The 16,147-nt window shown below is 60.3% G+C and carries 13 protein-coding genes, 1 tRNA gene and 1 pseudogene; 8 read left to right on the forward strand and 7 right to left on the reverse strand.

Annotated elements, in window-relative coordinates:
- The first annotated feature begins 216 nt into the window (after positions 1-216).
- A complete protein-coding gene (locus QP891_RS09000; protein ID WP_284770730.1) occupies positions 217-1,308 on the forward strand; it encodes a hypothetical protein in 1,092 nt (363 codons plus the stop codon).
- Here the strand turns inward: QP891_RS09000 and QP891_RS09005 are convergent.
- Positions 1,305-2,147 (reverse strand): DMT family transporter, encoded by an 843-nt coding sequence (locus QP891_RS09005; protein WP_284770731.1) that lies wholly within the window; start codon positions 2,145-2,147, stop codon positions 1,305-1,307. The two genes, QP891_RS09000 and QP891_RS09005, sit on opposite strands and share 4 nt — an antisense overlap.
- A 240-nt stretch (positions 2,148-2,387) precedes the next feature.
- On the opposite strand from QP891_RS09005, the gene QP891_RS09010 reads away from it, so the two are divergent.
- Both QP891_RS09010 and QP891_RS09015 read left to right on the forward strand, forming a co-directional pair.
- Entirely contained in the window at positions 2,388-3,653 is a 1,266-nt protein-coding gene (locus tag QP891_RS09010) for an aspartate kinase (RefSeq protein WP_023016575.1), read from the forward strand.
- Positions 3,654-3,687: 34 nt separating this feature from the next.
- Positions 3,688-4,719, forward strand: coding sequence for an aspartate-semialdehyde dehydrogenase (locus QP891_RS09015; protein WP_284770732.1), 1,032 nt, complete (start codon positions 3,688-3,690; stop codon positions 4,717-4,719).
- Between the two features lie 123 nt (positions 4,720-4,842).
- Here QP891_RS09015 and QP891_RS09020 read toward each other — a convergent pair whose 3' ends face one another.
- Positions 4,843-6,201, reverse strand: a complete 1,359-nt coding sequence (locus QP891_RS09020; RefSeq protein ID WP_284770733.1) for a YkvI family membrane protein — start codon at positions 6,199-6,201, stop codon at positions 4,843-4,845.
- A 260-nt stretch (positions 6,202-6,461) separates the two neighbouring features.
- Complete coding sequence (locus tag QP891_RS09025; RefSeq protein WP_284770734.1) at positions 6,462-7,004, reverse strand: RNA polymerase sigma factor; 543 nt, start codon at positions 7,002-7,004, stop codon at positions 6,462-6,464.
- A gap of 183 nt (positions 7,005-7,187) precedes the next feature.
- Between QP891_RS09025 and QP891_RS09030 the strand changes: the two genes are divergently transcribed.
- Positions 7,188-8,738, forward strand: a complete 1,551-nt coding sequence (locus tag QP891_RS09030) for a catalase (RefSeq protein WP_284770735.1) — start codon at positions 7,188-7,190, stop codon at positions 8,736-8,738.
- 145 nt (positions 8,739-8,883) lie between these two features.
- Here the strand turns inward: QP891_RS09030 and QP891_RS09035 are convergent, their stop codons facing one another.
- Positions 8,884-9,438, reverse strand: a complete 555-nt coding sequence (locus QP891_RS09035) for a hypothetical protein (RefSeq protein ID WP_284770736.1) — start codon at positions 9,436-9,438, stop codon at positions 8,884-8,886.
- Positions 9,439-9,522: 84 nt separating this feature from the next.
- Between QP891_RS09035 and QP891_RS09040 the strand changes: the two genes are divergently transcribed.
- Together QP891_RS09040 and QP891_RS09045 are read left to right on the forward strand one after the other, a co-directional pair.
- Positions 9,523-10,986 (forward strand): hypothetical protein, encoded by a 1,464-nt coding sequence (locus QP891_RS09040; RefSeq protein ID WP_284770737.1) that lies wholly within the window; start codon positions 9,523-9,525, stop codon positions 10,984-10,986.
- Between the two features lie 228 nt (positions 10,987-11,214).
- Positions 11,215-11,550 (forward strand): annotated as a pseudogene (locus tag QP891_RS09045) (citrate transporter); the annotation flags it as partial.
- A gap of 64 nt (positions 11,551-11,614) precedes the next feature.
- On the opposite strand, the gene QP891_RS09050 reads toward QP891_RS09045, so the two are convergent.
- A tRNA-Pro gene (locus QP891_RS09050) sits at positions 11,615-11,688 on the reverse strand.
- A 68-nt stretch (positions 11,689-11,756) separates the two neighbouring features.
- On the reverse strand, positions 11,757-12,644 hold the full coding sequence (locus tag QP891_RS09055; protein ID WP_284770738.1) for a metallophosphoesterase: 888 nt from the start codon (positions 12,642-12,644) through the stop codon (positions 11,757-11,759).
- 43 nt (positions 12,645-12,687) lie between these two features.
- On the opposite strand from QP891_RS09055, the gene QP891_RS09060 reads away from it, so the two are divergent.
- Positions 12,688-13,152: a GatB/YqeY domain-containing protein gene (locus tag QP891_RS09060; RefSeq protein WP_005276488.1), complete on the forward strand. Its 465-nt coding sequence runs from the start codon at positions 12,688-12,690 to the stop codon at positions 13,150-13,152.
- Between the two features lie 3 nt (positions 13,153-13,155).
- Here the strand turns inward: QP891_RS09060 and QP891_RS09065 are convergent, their stop codons facing one another.
- Positions 13,156-15,627, reverse strand: coding sequence for a transglycosylase domain-containing protein (locus QP891_RS09065; RefSeq protein WP_284770739.1), 2,472 nt, complete (start codon positions 15,625-15,627; stop codon positions 13,156-13,158).
- 145 nt (positions 15,628-15,772) lie between these two features.
- Here QP891_RS09065 and QP891_RS09070 point away from each other — a divergent pair, with 145 nt between their 5' ends.
- Positions 15,773-16,096, forward strand: coding sequence for a WhiB family transcriptional regulator (locus tag QP891_RS09070; protein WP_284770740.1), 324 nt, complete (start codon positions 15,773-15,775; stop codon positions 16,094-16,096).
- Positions 16,097-16,147 lie beyond the last annotated feature (51 nt).

A 16,147-nucleotide genomic window follows, 5' to 3' on the forward strand; every position in this document is an offset into this window, starting at 1 on the left:
TGTGTTTGGTGTCGGGAAGTGCGACGGCCAGCTGGGCTAAGGATTGCCAGACTCCGCGACGGGGCGCTGGCCGTAGGTTTAGGCCGAAATCCCGCCGCGGCAGATAAGGAGTAGGTCGTTCCGCAATGTCATACCGGTCACACTACAGAGGATCTCACGGTGTGGCAACATATTTCATTCAGCGGGACGCGCGGGCCCGTGGCGTACCATACTGATGTGCCTACTGTTCCTACCACCCGCCGCCCCGCAGCCGCGCCCGCGCTGCGCTGCTGGTTTTATGCTGCACTAGTGGCGGTTGCGGGAACGGCGATTCGCCTCAGCGTGCTCGCGGCGCTGGCCGCGGCGCAGGGCGATTCCCTCTGGGGGCTGCTGAATAAATGGGACGCCAACTACTACGTGGATATCGCCCGCGCGGGCTATGCCCCGGCGGATGAAACGACCCTTGCGTTCTTTCCCGGCTTCCCGCTGGTGGTGCGGGCAGTTAGCAACCTGCTGGGCACGGACGTTGCAGGCACGGCGATGGTCCTCAACCTCTTTTTCACCATCGCCTTGGCAGCGGGCGTCATGGCGCTGGCTAGGCAGATGGGGCTGGGGGTGCGCGGCCAGGTGCTCGGCGCGACGGTGGTCACCAGCGCGCCCATGAGCATCGTTTTTGCCATGCCCTATACGGAGGCGCTCTTCGGCGCGCTCGCGATCTGGGCCGTGGTGATGTTGCATGATCAGCGCTGGATCGCGGCCGGGGTGCTGATCTTTCTTGCCTCTTTCGTCCGCCTCACCGTGGTAGATCTCATCGTGGTCTTCGCGCTCATGGTGCTCTGCAAGGCGCGGCGCACCTGGTGGGCTTGGCTGAGCGTGGCGGTATCGGCGCTGCCCTTAGCTGGCTATATCTGGTGGGCCAATCGCCATTTACCCGGCGCCGGCGGCTACTTTGGCCTGCAGGAAAAGCACTGGAATTCCGGTTTCGATGGTGGCCGGGCGACGGTGTCCTGGGTAGCAGAGACGCTGTCTAGCGCCACGAATGGTGGGTATTTGCTCAGCGCCGCAGTCATCATCGCCGCCCCCATCTGCCTGCTGCTGGCCTGGGGGCGCCTGCCGCTGCCAGCCTGGCTCTTTGCCGCGGTGCTGATGGCCAATGTGCTGCTTTCCGATGGCATCATGCACTCCCGCCCCCGCCTCTTACTGCCCGCAGCGGTGGTATTGGTGCCGTGGGTGGGCAAGAAGGGGGCATCGGCAAGCGTGGGTGCCTGGGTGCTCTTCGGAGCCTGGTTTTCGGCCTATATGCTGACCGTATTCGAGTGGGCGATCTAGCTGCGCTGGCTGACCGGGTTGCGGGACAAAATGATGGTCGCGGCAATCATGACGCCGAGCGCGGCCACCATGACGAGCCAGCCGGCGGTGGAATCAATGAGGAACTTTTCGCCCAAGACCATATAGCCCAGGCCGAAGGCGACGATGGGCTCGAAGATGGTCATGGCCGGCAGCGACTGCGCCAGCGGGCCGGCGTTAAAGGAGTATTGCTGCACTACGGTGCCGGTCAGGGCGAGGCCGATGAGGCCGTAGAACTGCCAGCTGCCCACCAGGACGCTCAAGCCTTCGTGGGTGAAGATATCGACCACGGCCTTGGAAAGCAGGGCGACGAAACCGTAGATGACGCCGCAGGCCGTGCCCAGGGCGAGCGGGCGCTGCTCGCGGAATTTATGGCCGGCCACGCCCAACGCGACCAGGGTGGCCAGGCCCAATAGCAGGGCGGGCCACCACTGGCTCCACTCCGGCCGGGGATTGCCGGCAACGGGGCGGCCGTAGACCACCATCACGCCGACCGCCACCGTGAGCGCAATGGACCAGAACGTCTCGTGCACGGGCATGGGGCGCTTGGCATACCAGGCCGAAAGCGGCAGGGTAAACATGAGCGAGAGGACCAAAATGGGCTGGACTACCAGCAAGGTACCAAAGCCCAGGGCGACGACCTGGAGGCCATAGGCGAGGATGGCTGCGCCAGTGCCGACCCACCACAGTGGGTTGGTCATAGCGGAGCGCATGACTGAATCGTCTGCTTCAAGGGCGATGCGGTGGCGAACGACCGTGCCCCAAGCAACCGTAAGCGCGGAGGCGAGCGCGAAGAATACGGCGAGGAGGTTGCTTAACACCCGCTCAACGCTAGTAAAAAAGTGACGGAGATGCATTTTGCTTATCGATGCCGCCCCCGGCCCGGCGCCTAGCGCGCGCACGGGGGTGTATGTGAATAAAATAAAAGTATTGTCTCGGAATTATGATGAGGTGTAGCGCCTTGCGGGGTAGCATAGGAATTTGACTAGTGTCCGACAGGTATTTCTGTGGCGCGTCTGCGCGCAGGGGTGCCTTTTAAAACGAAAGGTGGCAACCACACCGTGGCCCTGATCGTTCAAAAATACGGCGGCTCCTCCCTCGAATCCGCAGATCGCATCCGCGCGGTAGCGGAGCGGATTGTGGCCACTAAAAAGCAGGGCAATGATGTCGTCGTGGTGTGCTCCGCTATGGGGGATACCACCGATGAGCTTCTTGACCTTGCAGCGCAAGTCAATCCCGTTCCCCCGCAGCGCGAAATGGATATGCTCCTTACCGCCGGCGAGCGCATCTCCAATGCGCTAGTGGCCATGGCGGTGGAGTCCCTGGGCGCGAAGGCCCAGTCTTTTACCGGCTCCCAGGCGGGCGTGCTGACGACCGAGCGCCACGGCAATGCGCGCATCGTTGACGTCACCCCCGGCCGCCTGACCGAGGCCTTAGAGGATGGACAGATCTGCATCGTCGCCGGATTCCAGGGCGTGAATAAGGACTCGCGCGATGTGACCACGCTGGGCCGCGGCGGGTCCGATACCACCGCGGTCGCCCTGGCGGCGGCGCTCAAGGCGGATGTGTGCGAAATCTACTCCGATGTCGATGGCGTCTATACCGCCGATCCGCGCATCGTCCCGGATGCGCAAAAGCTAGAAAAGCTCTCTTTTGAAGAGATGCTGGAAATGGCCGCCGTAGGATCCAAGATTCTGGTCCTGCGCAGCGTGGAATACGCCCGCGCTTTCAATGTTCCGTTGCGAGTTCGCTCGTCTTATTCAAATGACCCCGGCACGTTGGTGACCGGCTCAATGGAGGATATCCCCGTGGAAGAAGCAGTACTTACTGGTGTAGCAACTGATAAATCCGAGGCGAAGGTAACCGTGCTGGGCATCCCAGATCGCCCGGGCGAGGCCGCGAAGCTTTTCCGCGTCATCGCCGATGCGGAGATCAATATCGATATGGTGCTGCAAAACGTCTCCTCCCTGGAGGATGGCACCACCGACATCACCTTCACCTGCCCGCGCGCCGATGGCCCCCGCGCGATGGAGCTATTGAGCAAGCTGCAGTCTGAGGGCGGCTGGTCCAATGTGCTTTACGATGACCAGGTGGGCAAGGTCTCCCTCGTCGGCGCCGGCATGAAGTCCCACCCCGGCGTGACGGCGGACTTTACCGAGGCCCTGCGCGATGTGGGAGTGAATATGGAGCTTATTTCCACCTCCGAAATCCGCATCTCCATGTTGACGCGCGAGGCAGACTTGGAAAAGGCGGCGCGCGCCCTGCACGATAAGTTCCAGCTCGGCGGCGAGGAAGAAGCCACCGTCTATGCTGGAACCGGACGATAAACCAGAGCACTACAGAGCAGTAAAAAGGAAGACAATGACTACCGTTGCAGTCGTCGGCGCCACCGGCCAGGTCGGCCGCGTGATGCGCTCCATTTTGGAAGAACGTAATTTCCCGGCGGATAAGGTGCGCTTTTTCGCCTCCGCCCGTTCCGCAGGCACCGAGCTGGAATTCCGCGGCGAGCAGATTGAAGTGGAGGACTTGGCCGAGGTCACCGAAGAATCCGTGGCCGATGTCGATATCGCGGTATTTTCCGCGGGCGGTTCCACCTCTGAGAAGTGGGCCCCGGTCTTTGCCGCCGCGGGCGCTACCGTGGTGGATAATTCTTCGGCCTACCGCAAGGACCCGGAGGTCCCGCTCGTGGTATCTGAGGTAAACCCTGAGGAGGCGAAGAACCCGCCGAAGGGCATTATCGCCAATCCGAACTGCACCACCATGGCCGCCATGCCGGTGCTGAAGGTTCTGCACGATGCCGCCGGCCTCAACAAGCTGCACGTATCGTCCTATCAGGCGGTATCCGGTTCCGGCCTGGCGGGCGTGCAGACGCTGGCCGCGCAGGTCTACAGCGTGGGCGATCACAACGTGAACCTAGTCCACGATGGTTCTGCCCTCGATGATGAGGACCTGGGACCTTTCGTCGCGCCCATTGCTTATAACGCGCTGCCCTTTGCCGGTAACCTCGTCGATGACGGCAGCAACGAGACCAACGAAGAACAGAAGCTGCGCAATGAATCCCGCAAGATTCTCGGCCTGCCGGACCTCAAGGTTGCCGGCACCTGCGTGCGCATTCCCGTCTTTACCGGTCACACCCTGACCATCCACGCGGAGTTCGACAAGCCCATCACCCCCGAGCAGGCCACCGAGCTTCTAAGCGATGCCCCAGGTGTGACGCTTGCCGATGTCCCCACCCCCCTCGCCGCCGCCGGCAAGGACGATTCCTTGGTCGGGCGCATCCGCCAGGATCAGACGGTAGATGACAATAAGGGCCTCGTCCTCGTCGTCTCTGGCGATAACCTCCGCAAGGGCGCTGCGCTCAATACCATTCAGATCGCAGAGCTGCTGGTATAGCCGCAAGGCACCACTGCGCCGGGCAGAGCTGCGAAGCCGTGCCCGGCGCATAAAAATTCGGCTCCTCCTTCCTGTAATGGGAAGCGAGGAGCCGAATTGCGTGTGGCTTCTAAAGCTTAAGCCTTAGTCTTCGTCTTTCTTGCCAAAGTCCAAGTCACTATCAACGGAAGGTACTTCCGGCTTCGTGTGCTGGACGTAGGTGACGGAAGGTGCGGGTGACTCGCGGTCATAGTCGATTTCATCGTCCTCTTCGAGCTCCTCGTGGATATCCTCGGCGAGGTGATCGATAAATTCCTGCGTCCCCATATTGGATGCTGCGGCTAGCATGCGCAGCTCGCGCTCATTCTTCTTGGTAAAGCGCTCGCGCGGGTCCAGCTTGCGGGCGACGAGATCGTGGGCGCGCATGCGGCGATCGGATTCATCGGCAAGCATGCCGCGGTTTTTAATGCGGTTATAAACCATCACGACAATCATCAGCAGGCCGAGGTAACCCAGGATGGGGTAGACGTTGCTGACCAAGGACTGGAAGCCGATGAAGGACAGGATGAAGCCGATGATGCAGGATGCGGCGTATACGGGGTAGAAGCGCTGTGGGTTATTGCGGGTCAGGCGCTTGCCCAGGGCGTAGAACATACCGATGGCAGTGTTAAAGACCATGCCGTAGATAACGAAGGTCATCAAGATGCCGAGAACCGGGTGGATGCCCGTAATCAGCTTCAGTACCGGCATGTCCTCGCCGTTGACGTCCTTAGCCTCGAAGAAGAGGGCGAAGACGAGCAGGGCCAGCAAGATGAGGTAAAGGAAACCACCGATGAGGCCGCCGATGCCCACGGCGCGGTTATCCAGGAAGTTGCCGCCGATGACGATGGACATGGATACGGCCGTCATGACGTTCAGGCCGGTGTAGTTCAGCGCAGAAAGCCACCAGTTAGGCAGCGAGGTATTGACGTTATCGATGGCCCAGGTATTCAGGGACGCGAAGTCCACATCGGCCGTAAGGATGGTGTAGCCGGTGGCCAGCACCACGAAGATGATGATGAACGGGGTGATGGTACCGATGACGCGGGTAACGCGGTCCACGTCCATAAGGCCCACCAGCAGCACGAGGATCAGCATGACGGTGCCGCCGACCCACACGGGGATGCTGGGGAATTGCTGGTTGATATTGGAGCCACCACCGGCGAACATGACGAAGCCGATGGAAAACAGCGTAATCAGCGTGGACCAGTCCAAGATCTTGGCGGTGACTGGTGAAGCGATCTTGTTGTAGACAGCGGTGTGCTCCACCGCCTGGAAATAGGAGCCCAGCTGCAGGATGGACACGCCGGTGACCATCATGAGGGCGGCGGCGAGGGCGATGCCCCACAGGCCCCATTCACCGAAAGCTACGAAGTACTGCATGGCTTCTTGGCCCGAGGCAAAGCCTGCGCCCACCACGACGCCAATAAACGCCATGGAGATTCCGATTGCGCGTTTAATCATGAGGGGAGAAACTCTCTTACTCACACTCGCCGGGCCCGGCTTTGGGAACGCGCGGGCCCGGATCGACGGTCGATTTATCACGTGTGTGTATCTAATAGAATCACATTTCACCCGTGACTTCACAGCTGAAATCGTGTCACTTTAGTATTTTTCTACCCCGCCCTAGGCCCGCAGGATCCCGCTGCACTGCCCTAAGTACCTGCACTTTGATAAGTATTGCGGCGAAAGTATGCGTCCAAGCGCTCGAACATTCGGGGGTATTAATTTGCGCCCTCGATGAGGTCCTTGCGGGCGCGCGCCACGCGGGAGCGGATGGTGCCAACGCGCACCCCGGCAATCTTGGCCGCTTCCTCATAGGTATAGCCCAGCACCTGGGTGAGGATGAGGGCTTCGCGGCGGTCGGCCGGCAGGGCATCGATAAGCGTACGGGCATCAATCCAATCGCTCCAGGAACCGGAGTTTTCCGCGGTGGAGCTCATGGCGTCCTCGTATTGCGTGGCGGACTTGCGGGGCCGGGCCATATCGTGGCGGATATTATCCACCCACACGCGCCGGGCCAGCGAGAGCAACCAGGTGCGCGCGGAAGAGCGGGCGGCAAAGCGCGGCAAGGCGCCAATGACGCGCAGGTAGGTCTCCTGGGTGAGGTCGTCGGCGATTTCGGGGCCGCCCAGGTGGGCGAGCAGGCGCCAGACATCATCCTGGGTGGCCTTGATGAACTCCGTAAGCGCTGCTCGGTCGCCGCGCCCAGCCCGGAGGGCGAGCTCGGTGACGCGGGCGTCGTCTGCTGCGGAGTGGTGTGTCACCTGAATGAATCTACCAGTAGCCCCTGGATTTCTTATCCAAGGTTGCGGTGGCTGGGGCAAAAGCAAGCGGCTTATGCGCGGGAAAAGTAGCGCAGCGCCGTTATACGTAGTAAGCTATGGGTTGTCCGTGATTGATAATTGACCCCAAATTATCGACTGATTGCCAGGAGGCAAAGACATACCATGACTGATTCCACCGCTGATGACATCTTGAACAAGGGACAGCGTCCCGCAGGCAAGGGCACCACGACCCGCCCTTCCGGCCAGCCCGTTCCTTCTGAGAACACGTCCGTGACCGCCGGACCCCAGGGTTCGGTCGCGCTTAACGATATTCACCTCATTGAAAAGCTCGCCCACTTCAACCGCGAGCGCGTGCCCGAGCGTACCCCGCACGCCAAGGGCCACGGCGCCTACGGTGAGCTGCACATCACCGAAGATGTGTCCGCCTACACCAAGGCTAAGGTCTTCCAGAAGGGCACCGTCACCCCGATGATGGGCCGTTTTTCCACCGTCGCTGGCGAGCAGGGCTCCCCGGATACCTGGCGCGACGTGCACGGCTTTGCCCTGCGCTTCTACACCGAAGACGGCAACTTCGACATCGTGGGCAATAACACCCCGGTATTCTTCCTGCGCGATGGCATGAAGTTCCCAGACTTCATCCACTCCCAAAAGCGCCTGGGTTCCAATGGCCTGCGCGATGCCGATATGCAGTGGGATTTCTGGACCCGCAACCCGGAATCCGCCCACCAGGTGACCTACCTGATGGGTGACCGCGGCACCCCGAAGACCACCCGCCACCAAAATGGCTACGGTTCCCACACCTTCCAGTGGGTCAACGAAGACGGCGAGGCATTCTGGGTGAAGTACCACTTCATCTCCCGCCAGGGTGTAGAGAACTTCACTGATGAAGAGGCCACCGTGGAAGCTGGCCAGAACCCGGATAGCCACCGCGCGGATCTCTACAACGCCATCGAAGAGGGCAACTACCCCATCTGGGATGTCAAGGTGCAGATCATGCCGCTTGCGGAGGCAGAGGACTACCGCTTCAATCCCTTCGATCTGACCAAGGTCTGGTCCAAGAAGGACTACCCGCTGCACGATGTGGGCTACTTTGAGCTCAACCGCAACCCGCGCAATTTCTTTGCCCAGATCGAGCAGGTTGCACTCGATCCCTCCAATATCGTGCCGGGTGTTGGCCTATCTCCGGATAAGATGCTTCAGGCCCGCGTCTTTGCCTATGCAGATCAGCAGCGCTATCGCATCGGGCCGAATTACAAGCACTTGCCGGTCAACCAGCCTCGTAATGCGGAGAAGGTCAATACCTACGAGCACGAGGGTCCAATGCAGTACTTCTACAATGCACCAGAGGATCCGGTGTACTCGCCCAACCGCCATGCGAAGGGTACGGGCGTGCTTGATGATGCCTCCGTCAACAACCGCGAGGACCTAGAGACCACCACTGCGGCGGACCTCTACGTGAACCCGGATCCCCACGGTCAGGACTTGGTCCGCGCGCCGTACGTACGCCATGCGGAAGACGATGACTTCGTCCAAGCGCGCGACCTGTACGAAAACGTCTACGACGACGGCGCCAAGGAGCGCTTGGTCACCAATATCACCAACGCGATGGCCGGCGTGTCCGAGGAAACCGAAGAGCGCGTGTACCAGTACTGGACCAACGTCCACCCGGATCTGGGCCAGCGCGTGCGCGAGGTCTTTGCCGAAAAGAAGTAGCCCGCCACTGCGGTTGTACTGCTTCTTAGAGGCATAAAATACAGGCCGCCTTCGACCAACCCCACGTCCTCAACCCACAGCGAGTTGCTGTGAGTTGGGTGCAGCGGAGACAGTTGGTCGAAGGCGGCCTGTACGTTAGGCGGTATTAATCGCAGCGGCGCATATTGTCTGAGACAAAGCTAGGAGCGCCCTGCTTGATCCATTTGTCCACGTCATAACACGGTTCGCTCATTCCAGAAGTAGCTACACCGATTGGCTCAATATTTGTCCACTCGCCTTCGCTAAATCGCGCCCATACGGTCCAATCTGTTTGGTCTTTGCCAAAGTGAGCCCAGGCACCGTCACAATCTATAACCACAATGTTGTCCATTTTGGGGACAATGGGAGCAAAGGACGCGGGGGAGCAATCGCCCTTGGCCTGCGTGGTGGTTGTGGTGACCGTGACTTCCTTTGGAGTGGGTTGTTGTGCCTGCGTCTTTTTGGGTGAGGTCGCAGGGGCATCGGTTGTAGTGGCTGCCGTGCCTTCCGCGGAGCTTGCAGATCCGGAACTGGATTGCGCCACGGCATCAGAAAACTGGGGCTCACTGGGGTGGGCGGAGGTATCGGCATCATCGGCGCAGGACACCAATGCCATGCACAGCGGAAACGCGGCCGCGCACGCTAGCGTGCGGGAGAACGGGGGTTTCAGGGGGATAGGCATGTCTTAATAGTAGATTCTCTTTGTTATGCGTGGGGATCGGCGCGCCTGCGGAAAGGGAATGACCTGCAGCGATAGGTTACTAGCATGACCAAACGCCTTGCCTCGACCGCGCCCACCGCGTCCGCGAGCTCTTCGCGGTGGCGCAATTTCTTCCTGCTCGTATTGCTCGCCGTACCGCTTATCGTTGGTACCGCAGTGGCGGCCTGGGCGCAGTGGGAACCGGCGCATGCGTGGTCGAGCGCCGCGCAGCCTTATGGCGCACCACAGGCGAATTCGGCATCGCCGGAGCTTAAGGAAGCCGCCGAGGCCGCCAGCCGCGCCCAAGCGCAGGCCAGCATCCTGAAATCCGGCGCGGATCGCTTGAACAAGGGTACTAGTGAGCTGGATAAGGGTGCTGGGGAATTAGGCGAGGGCGTCGAAAAGCTCGCCGGCGGCTCGCAAGAGCTGGTCTCGGGCCTTAACCAGCTGCAGTCCGGGACCAATACCCTCGGCGGAGGGGCGACGGAGCTGGCCAATACCGTCGGCGGGGCCGTCGACCAGGTCGTGGGCCTGGGGGCCGTCCAAGGCCAAATCTTGGAAGCCATCGATGGTACGGTGCGCGACCTGGAGGGAAATGATTCCAAGGAAGCGAAACAAGTCCGCTCCCAGCTGGGAGATCTGCGCAAGCAGGTGGAAAACTTCCGCCTCGATGAATCCCTGACCGGGGAGTTGAAAAAGCTGAAGGATGGCTCGCGCGATCTCTCCAATCAGCTGGCGGTAAGCGGCTATGCCTATCACGATGGCATCAACCAGGCTGTGGCAGGCGCGCAGCAGCTCAACCAGTCCATCGCGGAGCTCAATAGCCGCGTGGATGAGGCGCTCGATGGGGTGGGCCAGCTTGACGATGGCGCCGGCAAGCTCACCGGCATGGCCGAACAAAACCAATCGAACCTGGGGGAGGTGCAGCGCGCCCTGCCTCCCGCGCACGTGGCTGCAGAGGAAGATGCGCGCCAGCTGAGCCCGGTCATCGCCATGCTCATTTCCGCGCTCGTCCTCTTGGCTGGATCCGCGGCCGGGGTGGCGTGGAAATTGGGATTCCGCCCGTGGCTGATGGTTCTCGGCGGATCGCTGGCAGCGGTGGCTATCGGGGAGATCCTGCTCTTCGTCTTGTCCATCGGCCTTACCCCCATCGCCGCCGTGGCCGCCGGAGGAGCCCTGTTCTTGGGTGCCCTGTCCTCCGCGCTTATCGTGCGTGGCTTGCTCGAACTGTGTGGCATGACCGTGGGATCGATCCTCGCCGCGATCTTTGGCATTGGGCAGACCGCGTTGGTGGGGTGGCTGTGGAAATCCGCGGCCATCGCCGGGGTGGACAAGGTATGGCAGGTAGTAGCTAACCTTTTGCCGCTCAACTGGACAACGGCCGCCGTCACCGTGGCGGGCAACGATGGTGAGGCAGTGGTGCTGTGGACCGGCCTTGCCGTTTTGGGCGCTATCACTCTTGTAGGTCTGAGTGCAGTGAAATGGCTCGTGCCTGCCGGGGAGAACCCAAAAACAGCCGCTAAAGTCTGAAATTTAATACTTAAATGGCCAAAAGTTTGTATAAAGCTGGCAATGGTTTGCCAGCGCTATGGCTGGAATACGAGGAGTGTTATTCTTACTAGTGCTCACACCGCCTACTTAGGGGGTAGGCGAACGGCTTGCGCCGTTGTGAGTGATAGGGAATAGGGGCGACGCGGTGCTGTAGGGGCGCCGCGTCGTTTCCCGTTTTTACCCAAAGGTATATATTCACGGCGGGGTCCGGAAGGGGTGGCACCGTATCTGCACGTCATCGTGGGATTCTTTGGGGTTCCGCTAGATCTGTTGACCTCCACGGATGCGTATTACTTCTCGGTACTGCCCATCGTCCAGGGCACGGTGGAGTCCTTCGGCGTCAGCGGTATGGGCGCTGCGAGCGCTCTCATTATCGGCAACGTGGTGGGAACCTTCGTCTCCCCATTTTCGCCAGCACTGTGGCTGGCGCTGGGACTGGCGGACGGTCAGATGGGCAAGTACCTCAAGATAGCCTTCCCCATCGCATGGGTATTTTCCATCATCCTCGTCGCCATCGTCTTCTTTACCGGAATGCTGGCCTAAGCGGGCTCTGGAATCCAGGGCCTTGTAGGCATGGAAAAAGCCCGCAGTTTCCTGCGGGCTACTGTCGGGATAACAGGATTTGAACCTGCGACCTCTTCGTCCCGAACGAAGCGCGCTACCAACCTGCGCCATATCCCGGTCTACTGCTTAAAAGCAGTACTGAAATACTTTAACGCACGGTGAATGCGATCGGCAAAACGGCAGGTCTAGTCCACCTCAGTGATCCTCAGCAGGGTGGCCGAGGGGCGGCAGAATAAACGCACCGGGGCGAATTTGGACGTGCCCAAGCCATTGGAGACGTGCATCTTCATAGGGCCGAAATCATGCAGGCCCTGTGCGCGCGGGCGGTCGATGCCGCAATTGGTCACGATGGCGCGCGAACCGGGCAGGCACACCTGCCCACCGTGGGTATGGCCGGAAAGGGAGAGCTGGTAACCATCGGCGGCGAACTTTTCGAGCACGCGCGGCTCGGGGGCGTGGAGCAGGGCAAGCGATAGATCGGCATCCTCGTGGGGTGGGCCGGCGATTTCGGAATAATCGTCCAAGTCGTGGTGCGGATCGTCCACTCCGGCCACGGCAAGGCGAACATTGCCCACCTTGAACTCGTGACGTGCCTGGTTGCCGTCGTACCAACCGTGCTCCACGAAGGCCGCGCGCATGCCGCGCCAAGGAAGGTCAACGTAGGAGGGCTCGCGCTTTTTACCCAGTAGGTATTTGAAGGGGTTGACCGGGCGCGGCGCCCAATAATCATTGGTGCCAAACACGAAGACGCCGGGCCGGGCGAGCAGCGGGCCGAGCGCGCGCAGGGTATCGGGCACGGCCTGCTTATCGGAGAGGTTGTCGCCGGTATTGACCACGAGGTCTGGCTCCAGCGCATCGAGGGCGGAGACCCAATCGATCTTGGTCTGCTGTCCCGGGATCATGTGCAGGTCAGAAATGTGCAGCAGGCGGAACTCTTCTTCGCCGCGCAGGGTGCCCTTGGGAAGGAGTGGAAGGGTAAATTCCTTGAGCTCGAATTTCGTGAGCTCGCTAAAGCCCCAAGCAGCAACACCTAGGCCTGCGGCGACGCCGCCAAGAATCCGTTGAAGTTTCACAGCTTCTACACTACCTGCCTTAAATGGACGTATATTGAAAGGCATGAGCGAGCTAAAAGATACTATCCGAGCAGATCTGAAAACGTCGATGAAGGCCAAGGAAAAGCAGCGCACCAGCGCCATTCGCGCGCTGCTCGCGGCAATCCAGGCCGAAGAAACCACTGGCTCCCGCCACGAGCTGGAGGATGAAGATATCCTCAAGGTTATCGCGCGCGAGATTAAAAAGCGCCGCGAGTCCGCAGAGGTCTATGAAGAAAATGGCCGCCCGGAATTGGCAGAGGCTGAGCTTGTCGATGTCCCCTTCTTCGAGGCCTACCAGCCGCGCCAGCTCGATGATGCGGAGCTTAAGGCTTTGGTAGAAGAAGCAATTGCTGAGGTAGAAAAAGAAAACGGCGAAGCACCCACTATGAAGCAGATGGGTGCGGTCATGAAGGTTGCCAATGCAAAAGCCGCCGGCCAAGCCGACGGCAAGCGCCTTTCCGCAGAGGTAAAAGGCCAGCTTAACTAATCTTTAGCGGCCGAGGAGATTGCGGATATCGTTGCGGAAGTTATCGATATCTTCCTGGCGGATTCCAAAGTCCTCTGGGCTGAGGTTCAATCCGCCGCCGTTATTTCCTCCCCAGTTGCTCACGCCGGCAGTGTTCCCGCTGCCGGTGTTATTTTGTGCGCCGGTCGTATTCGCACTGCCTACGCCGCTGGAGGGGGATTGGGTGGCAGAGGTGCCATCGGAAAGCTGCAGGGTAATCTCGGCGCCGTCCTTCTTGCCATCCTTGCCGGTAATCGCGCGCACCACACGGCCGTAGGGAACATCCCCGCCGACAACGCGGGAGGTTTTTACCACGTACCCCTTGGCCTCAAGGGTGCTGCGGGCCTGTGACTCGTTTTTCCCGCGCAAGCTATCGAGCAACTTATCCCCGGTGGTGCCGTCATCGTATTTTTTGTTGTAGTTGGGCAGCCCGCCCTGGGTAGCCTGCGGCAGCTGCGATGCCATGGTGAAAAATGTCTGCGCGGGCTCTAAGCCACCAAAGAGGTTGCCGGAGCCGGTGCACTGGCGCACGGGTGAGGTACACAGCGGCTGGGTATCGGTGCCGTCGTTATAAATATAAGGAGCGGCGGCGAGTCCGTCGTTGAATCCCAAAAATGCCGAGGACTGGTTGGACTCGGTGGTACCGGTCTTGGCGGCGATGGGGGAGCTAAAGCCAGCAGCCTGGGCGGCATCCTTGGCGGTTCCCTGTGTGGCATCTTCAGACAGCGCATTGGCCAGGGCGTGGGCTACATCCTGGTCTACCGCCTGCTCGCACGGGGTCTCCTTGAGGTAGACCTCGTTGCCGTTCTTGTCCAGGACCTCGTCAATGGGATTGGGCTCGCACCACCGGCCATTGGAGGCAATCGTTGCGCCGACATTGGATAGTTCCAGCGGATTTACCGGGTTGGGGCCCAGGGTAAAGGAACCGGAATTGGCGTCCTTTGTGCGCTGCGCAATGGAAGTGTCCTTATCAAAGGTGCCCTTTTCGTCGTAGGAGCGCAGGCCGAGGCGCACCGCCATATCTACGATGGGTGCCACGCCAACCTGTTCGGTGAGCTTGATAAATGGCGTATTGGGCGAGTGGGCCAAGGCCTCTTGCAGCGTCATCGTGGCCTTATAGTTGCCCGCGTTTTCCACACAGTAGCGGTTGGCGGGGCAGTTATCGGCGCCGCCGTGGCCAAGGCCTTCGGCCTCATAGCGGGTGGGCACATCCACCGTATTCTTAATGCCGTAGCCAGCCTCGAGGGCGGCCGCGGCGGTAAAGGCCTTAAAAACCGAGCCGGCGCCATTGCCCACCAAGGAGTTGGTCTGCGGCAGCAGGGTTTCATTATTATCTTGGTCCAGCCCGTACGCACGGGAAGAGACCATGGCCAAGACCTTGCGGTCTGACGTGCCCGGTTCGATAACGTCCATCACCTCGGCGACGCCCTGAGCATTCGGGTTGGTGCGCGACTGCACCGCAGATAGCGCCGTATCCTGCACCTGCGGGTCCAACGTGGTCTTTACGGTATATCCACCGTTGGCAAGCTGAGCTTGGTCCATACCCTTTTCCTCAAGGTACTGCAGCACAAAATCGCAGAAAAAGCCGCGATCAGCTGCGCCGATGCAGCCATTGTCCAAGGTATTGGGCCGCTTGCCGACGCCCAATTCTTCCCCCTTATACTCATCCGCTTCCGCCTGCTCCAGATAGCCGTTATCCACCATGGACTGCAGCACGACGTTGCGGCGGTCAAGTACCTCTTCCTCATTGGTATAGGGGTTGAGGCGCTCTGAGGACTGCACCATGCCCGCCAGCATCGCCGCCTGCGGCACCGTGAGGTCCGCGGCGTGGCTATCAAAGTAGGTCCGCGCGGCGGCCTCCACGCCGTAGGCATGGTTACCAAAAGAGACCAAGTTGAGGTAATTGGTGAGGATTTCCTTCTTATCCAATTCCTCATTCATCTGCGTTGCCATGCGCATTTCACGCAACTTGCGGGTGACGGATTGCTCGGTCGCCGCGGCCCGTTCTTCATCGGTCTGCGCGGAGACGAGCAGGAGGTAGTTCTTGACGTATTGCTGGTCAATGGTGGACGCACCCTGGGATACCCCGCCGGAGGTGAGGTTGGTCCACAGGGCGCGGAAATTGCCTTGGAGATCAACGCCGCCGTGCTCGTAAAAACGCTCGTCTTCAATGGAAACGATGGCGTTTTTCATCGCGTCCGAAATCTCGTCAGCATCTACGGGGTGGCGGCGTTGGCTATAGACATAGGCCATATCTTTGCCTGAGGCATCCTGCACCGTGGTAACACCAGGGATATTGCCCGCTGTTAGGTCTTGCAGGTCCGATTGCATGGTCTGGTTGGTGCGGGCGATCGCTACGCCGGAAATGCCCGCGAAGGGGGCAAGCGCGAGCGCGATGAGCGCGGCTACCAAGACCGTGGACAGGGCTATCTTGGACAAAGATTTGAAGACAGTCACGCCCAATACCCTACGTGGTCTGCCTAGCAATGGGGAAGGTGACCTGCACCCCCTAAAGTGTGACCTCGTAGACAATCTCGCGTTCTAGTGAATAGACTCAGGCCTCGGTACATAGTATTCCGTCTGGGAAGGAGAACACTCACCCATGACCGTTCGAGTGAAGACTGCGGGGATGTCCAAAACAGCCCGAAATCCCGAGCGTGGTGAGTGGGTCACTCAAGCAAAGTGCCGCAATGAGGACCCAGACGCATTATTCGTGCGCGGCGCTGAACAGCGCAAAGCCGCCGTCATTTGCCGCCACTGCCCCGTATTAACGGAATGCCGTGCAGATGCCCTTGATAACCGCGTGGAATTTGGCGTGTGGGGCGGGTTGACCGAGCGTCAGCGCCGCGCGCTCCTGCGCAAGAACCCCCACATCACGGACTGGGCCAATTACCTGGCTAAGGGTGGCGAACTCGTCGGCATTTAAGGCGGTCAGGGGGTGTGACTGTCCTCGCAGCGGCGACAGCGCTGCGGAATA

Origin of the sequence: Corynebacterium sp. MSK310 (assembly GCF_030227355.1) — a bacterium.
Lineage (GTDB): Bacteria > Actinomycetota > Actinomycetes > Mycobacteriales > Mycobacteriaceae > Corynebacterium > Corynebacterium rhinophilum.

What these genes read in the sequence shown, in the direction of transcription:
- QP891_RS09015 (WP_284770732.1), top strand. Translation starts at nt 3,688, where the DNA reads ATGACTACCGTTGCAGTCGTCGGCGCCACCGGCCAGGTCGGCCGCGTG.
- QP891_RS09040 (WP_284770737.1), top strand. Translation starts at nt 9,523, where the DNA reads ATGACCAAACGCCTTGCCTCGACCGCGCCCACCGCGTCCGCGAGCTCT.
- QP891_RS09070 (WP_284770740.1), top strand. Translation starts at nt 15,773, where the DNA reads ATGACCGTTCGAGTGAAGACTGCGGGGATGTCCAAAACAGCCCGAAAT.
- QP891_RS09020 (WP_284770733.1), bottom strand. Translation starts at nt 6,201, where the DNA reads ATGATTAAACGCGCAATCGGAATCTCCATGGCGTTTATTGGCGTCGTG.
- QP891_RS09035 (WP_284770736.1), bottom strand. Translation starts at nt 9,438, where the DNA reads ATGCCTATCCCCCTGAAACCCCCGTTCTCCCGCACGCTAGCGTGCGCG.
- QP891_RS09060 (WP_005276488.1), top strand. Translation starts at nt 12,688, where the DNA reads ATGAGCGAGCTAAAAGATACTATCCGAGCAGATCTGAAAACGTCGATG.
- QP891_RS09030 (WP_284770735.1), top strand. Translation starts at nt 7,188, where the DNA reads ATGACTGATTCCACCGCTGATGACATCTTGAACAAGGGACAGCGTCCC.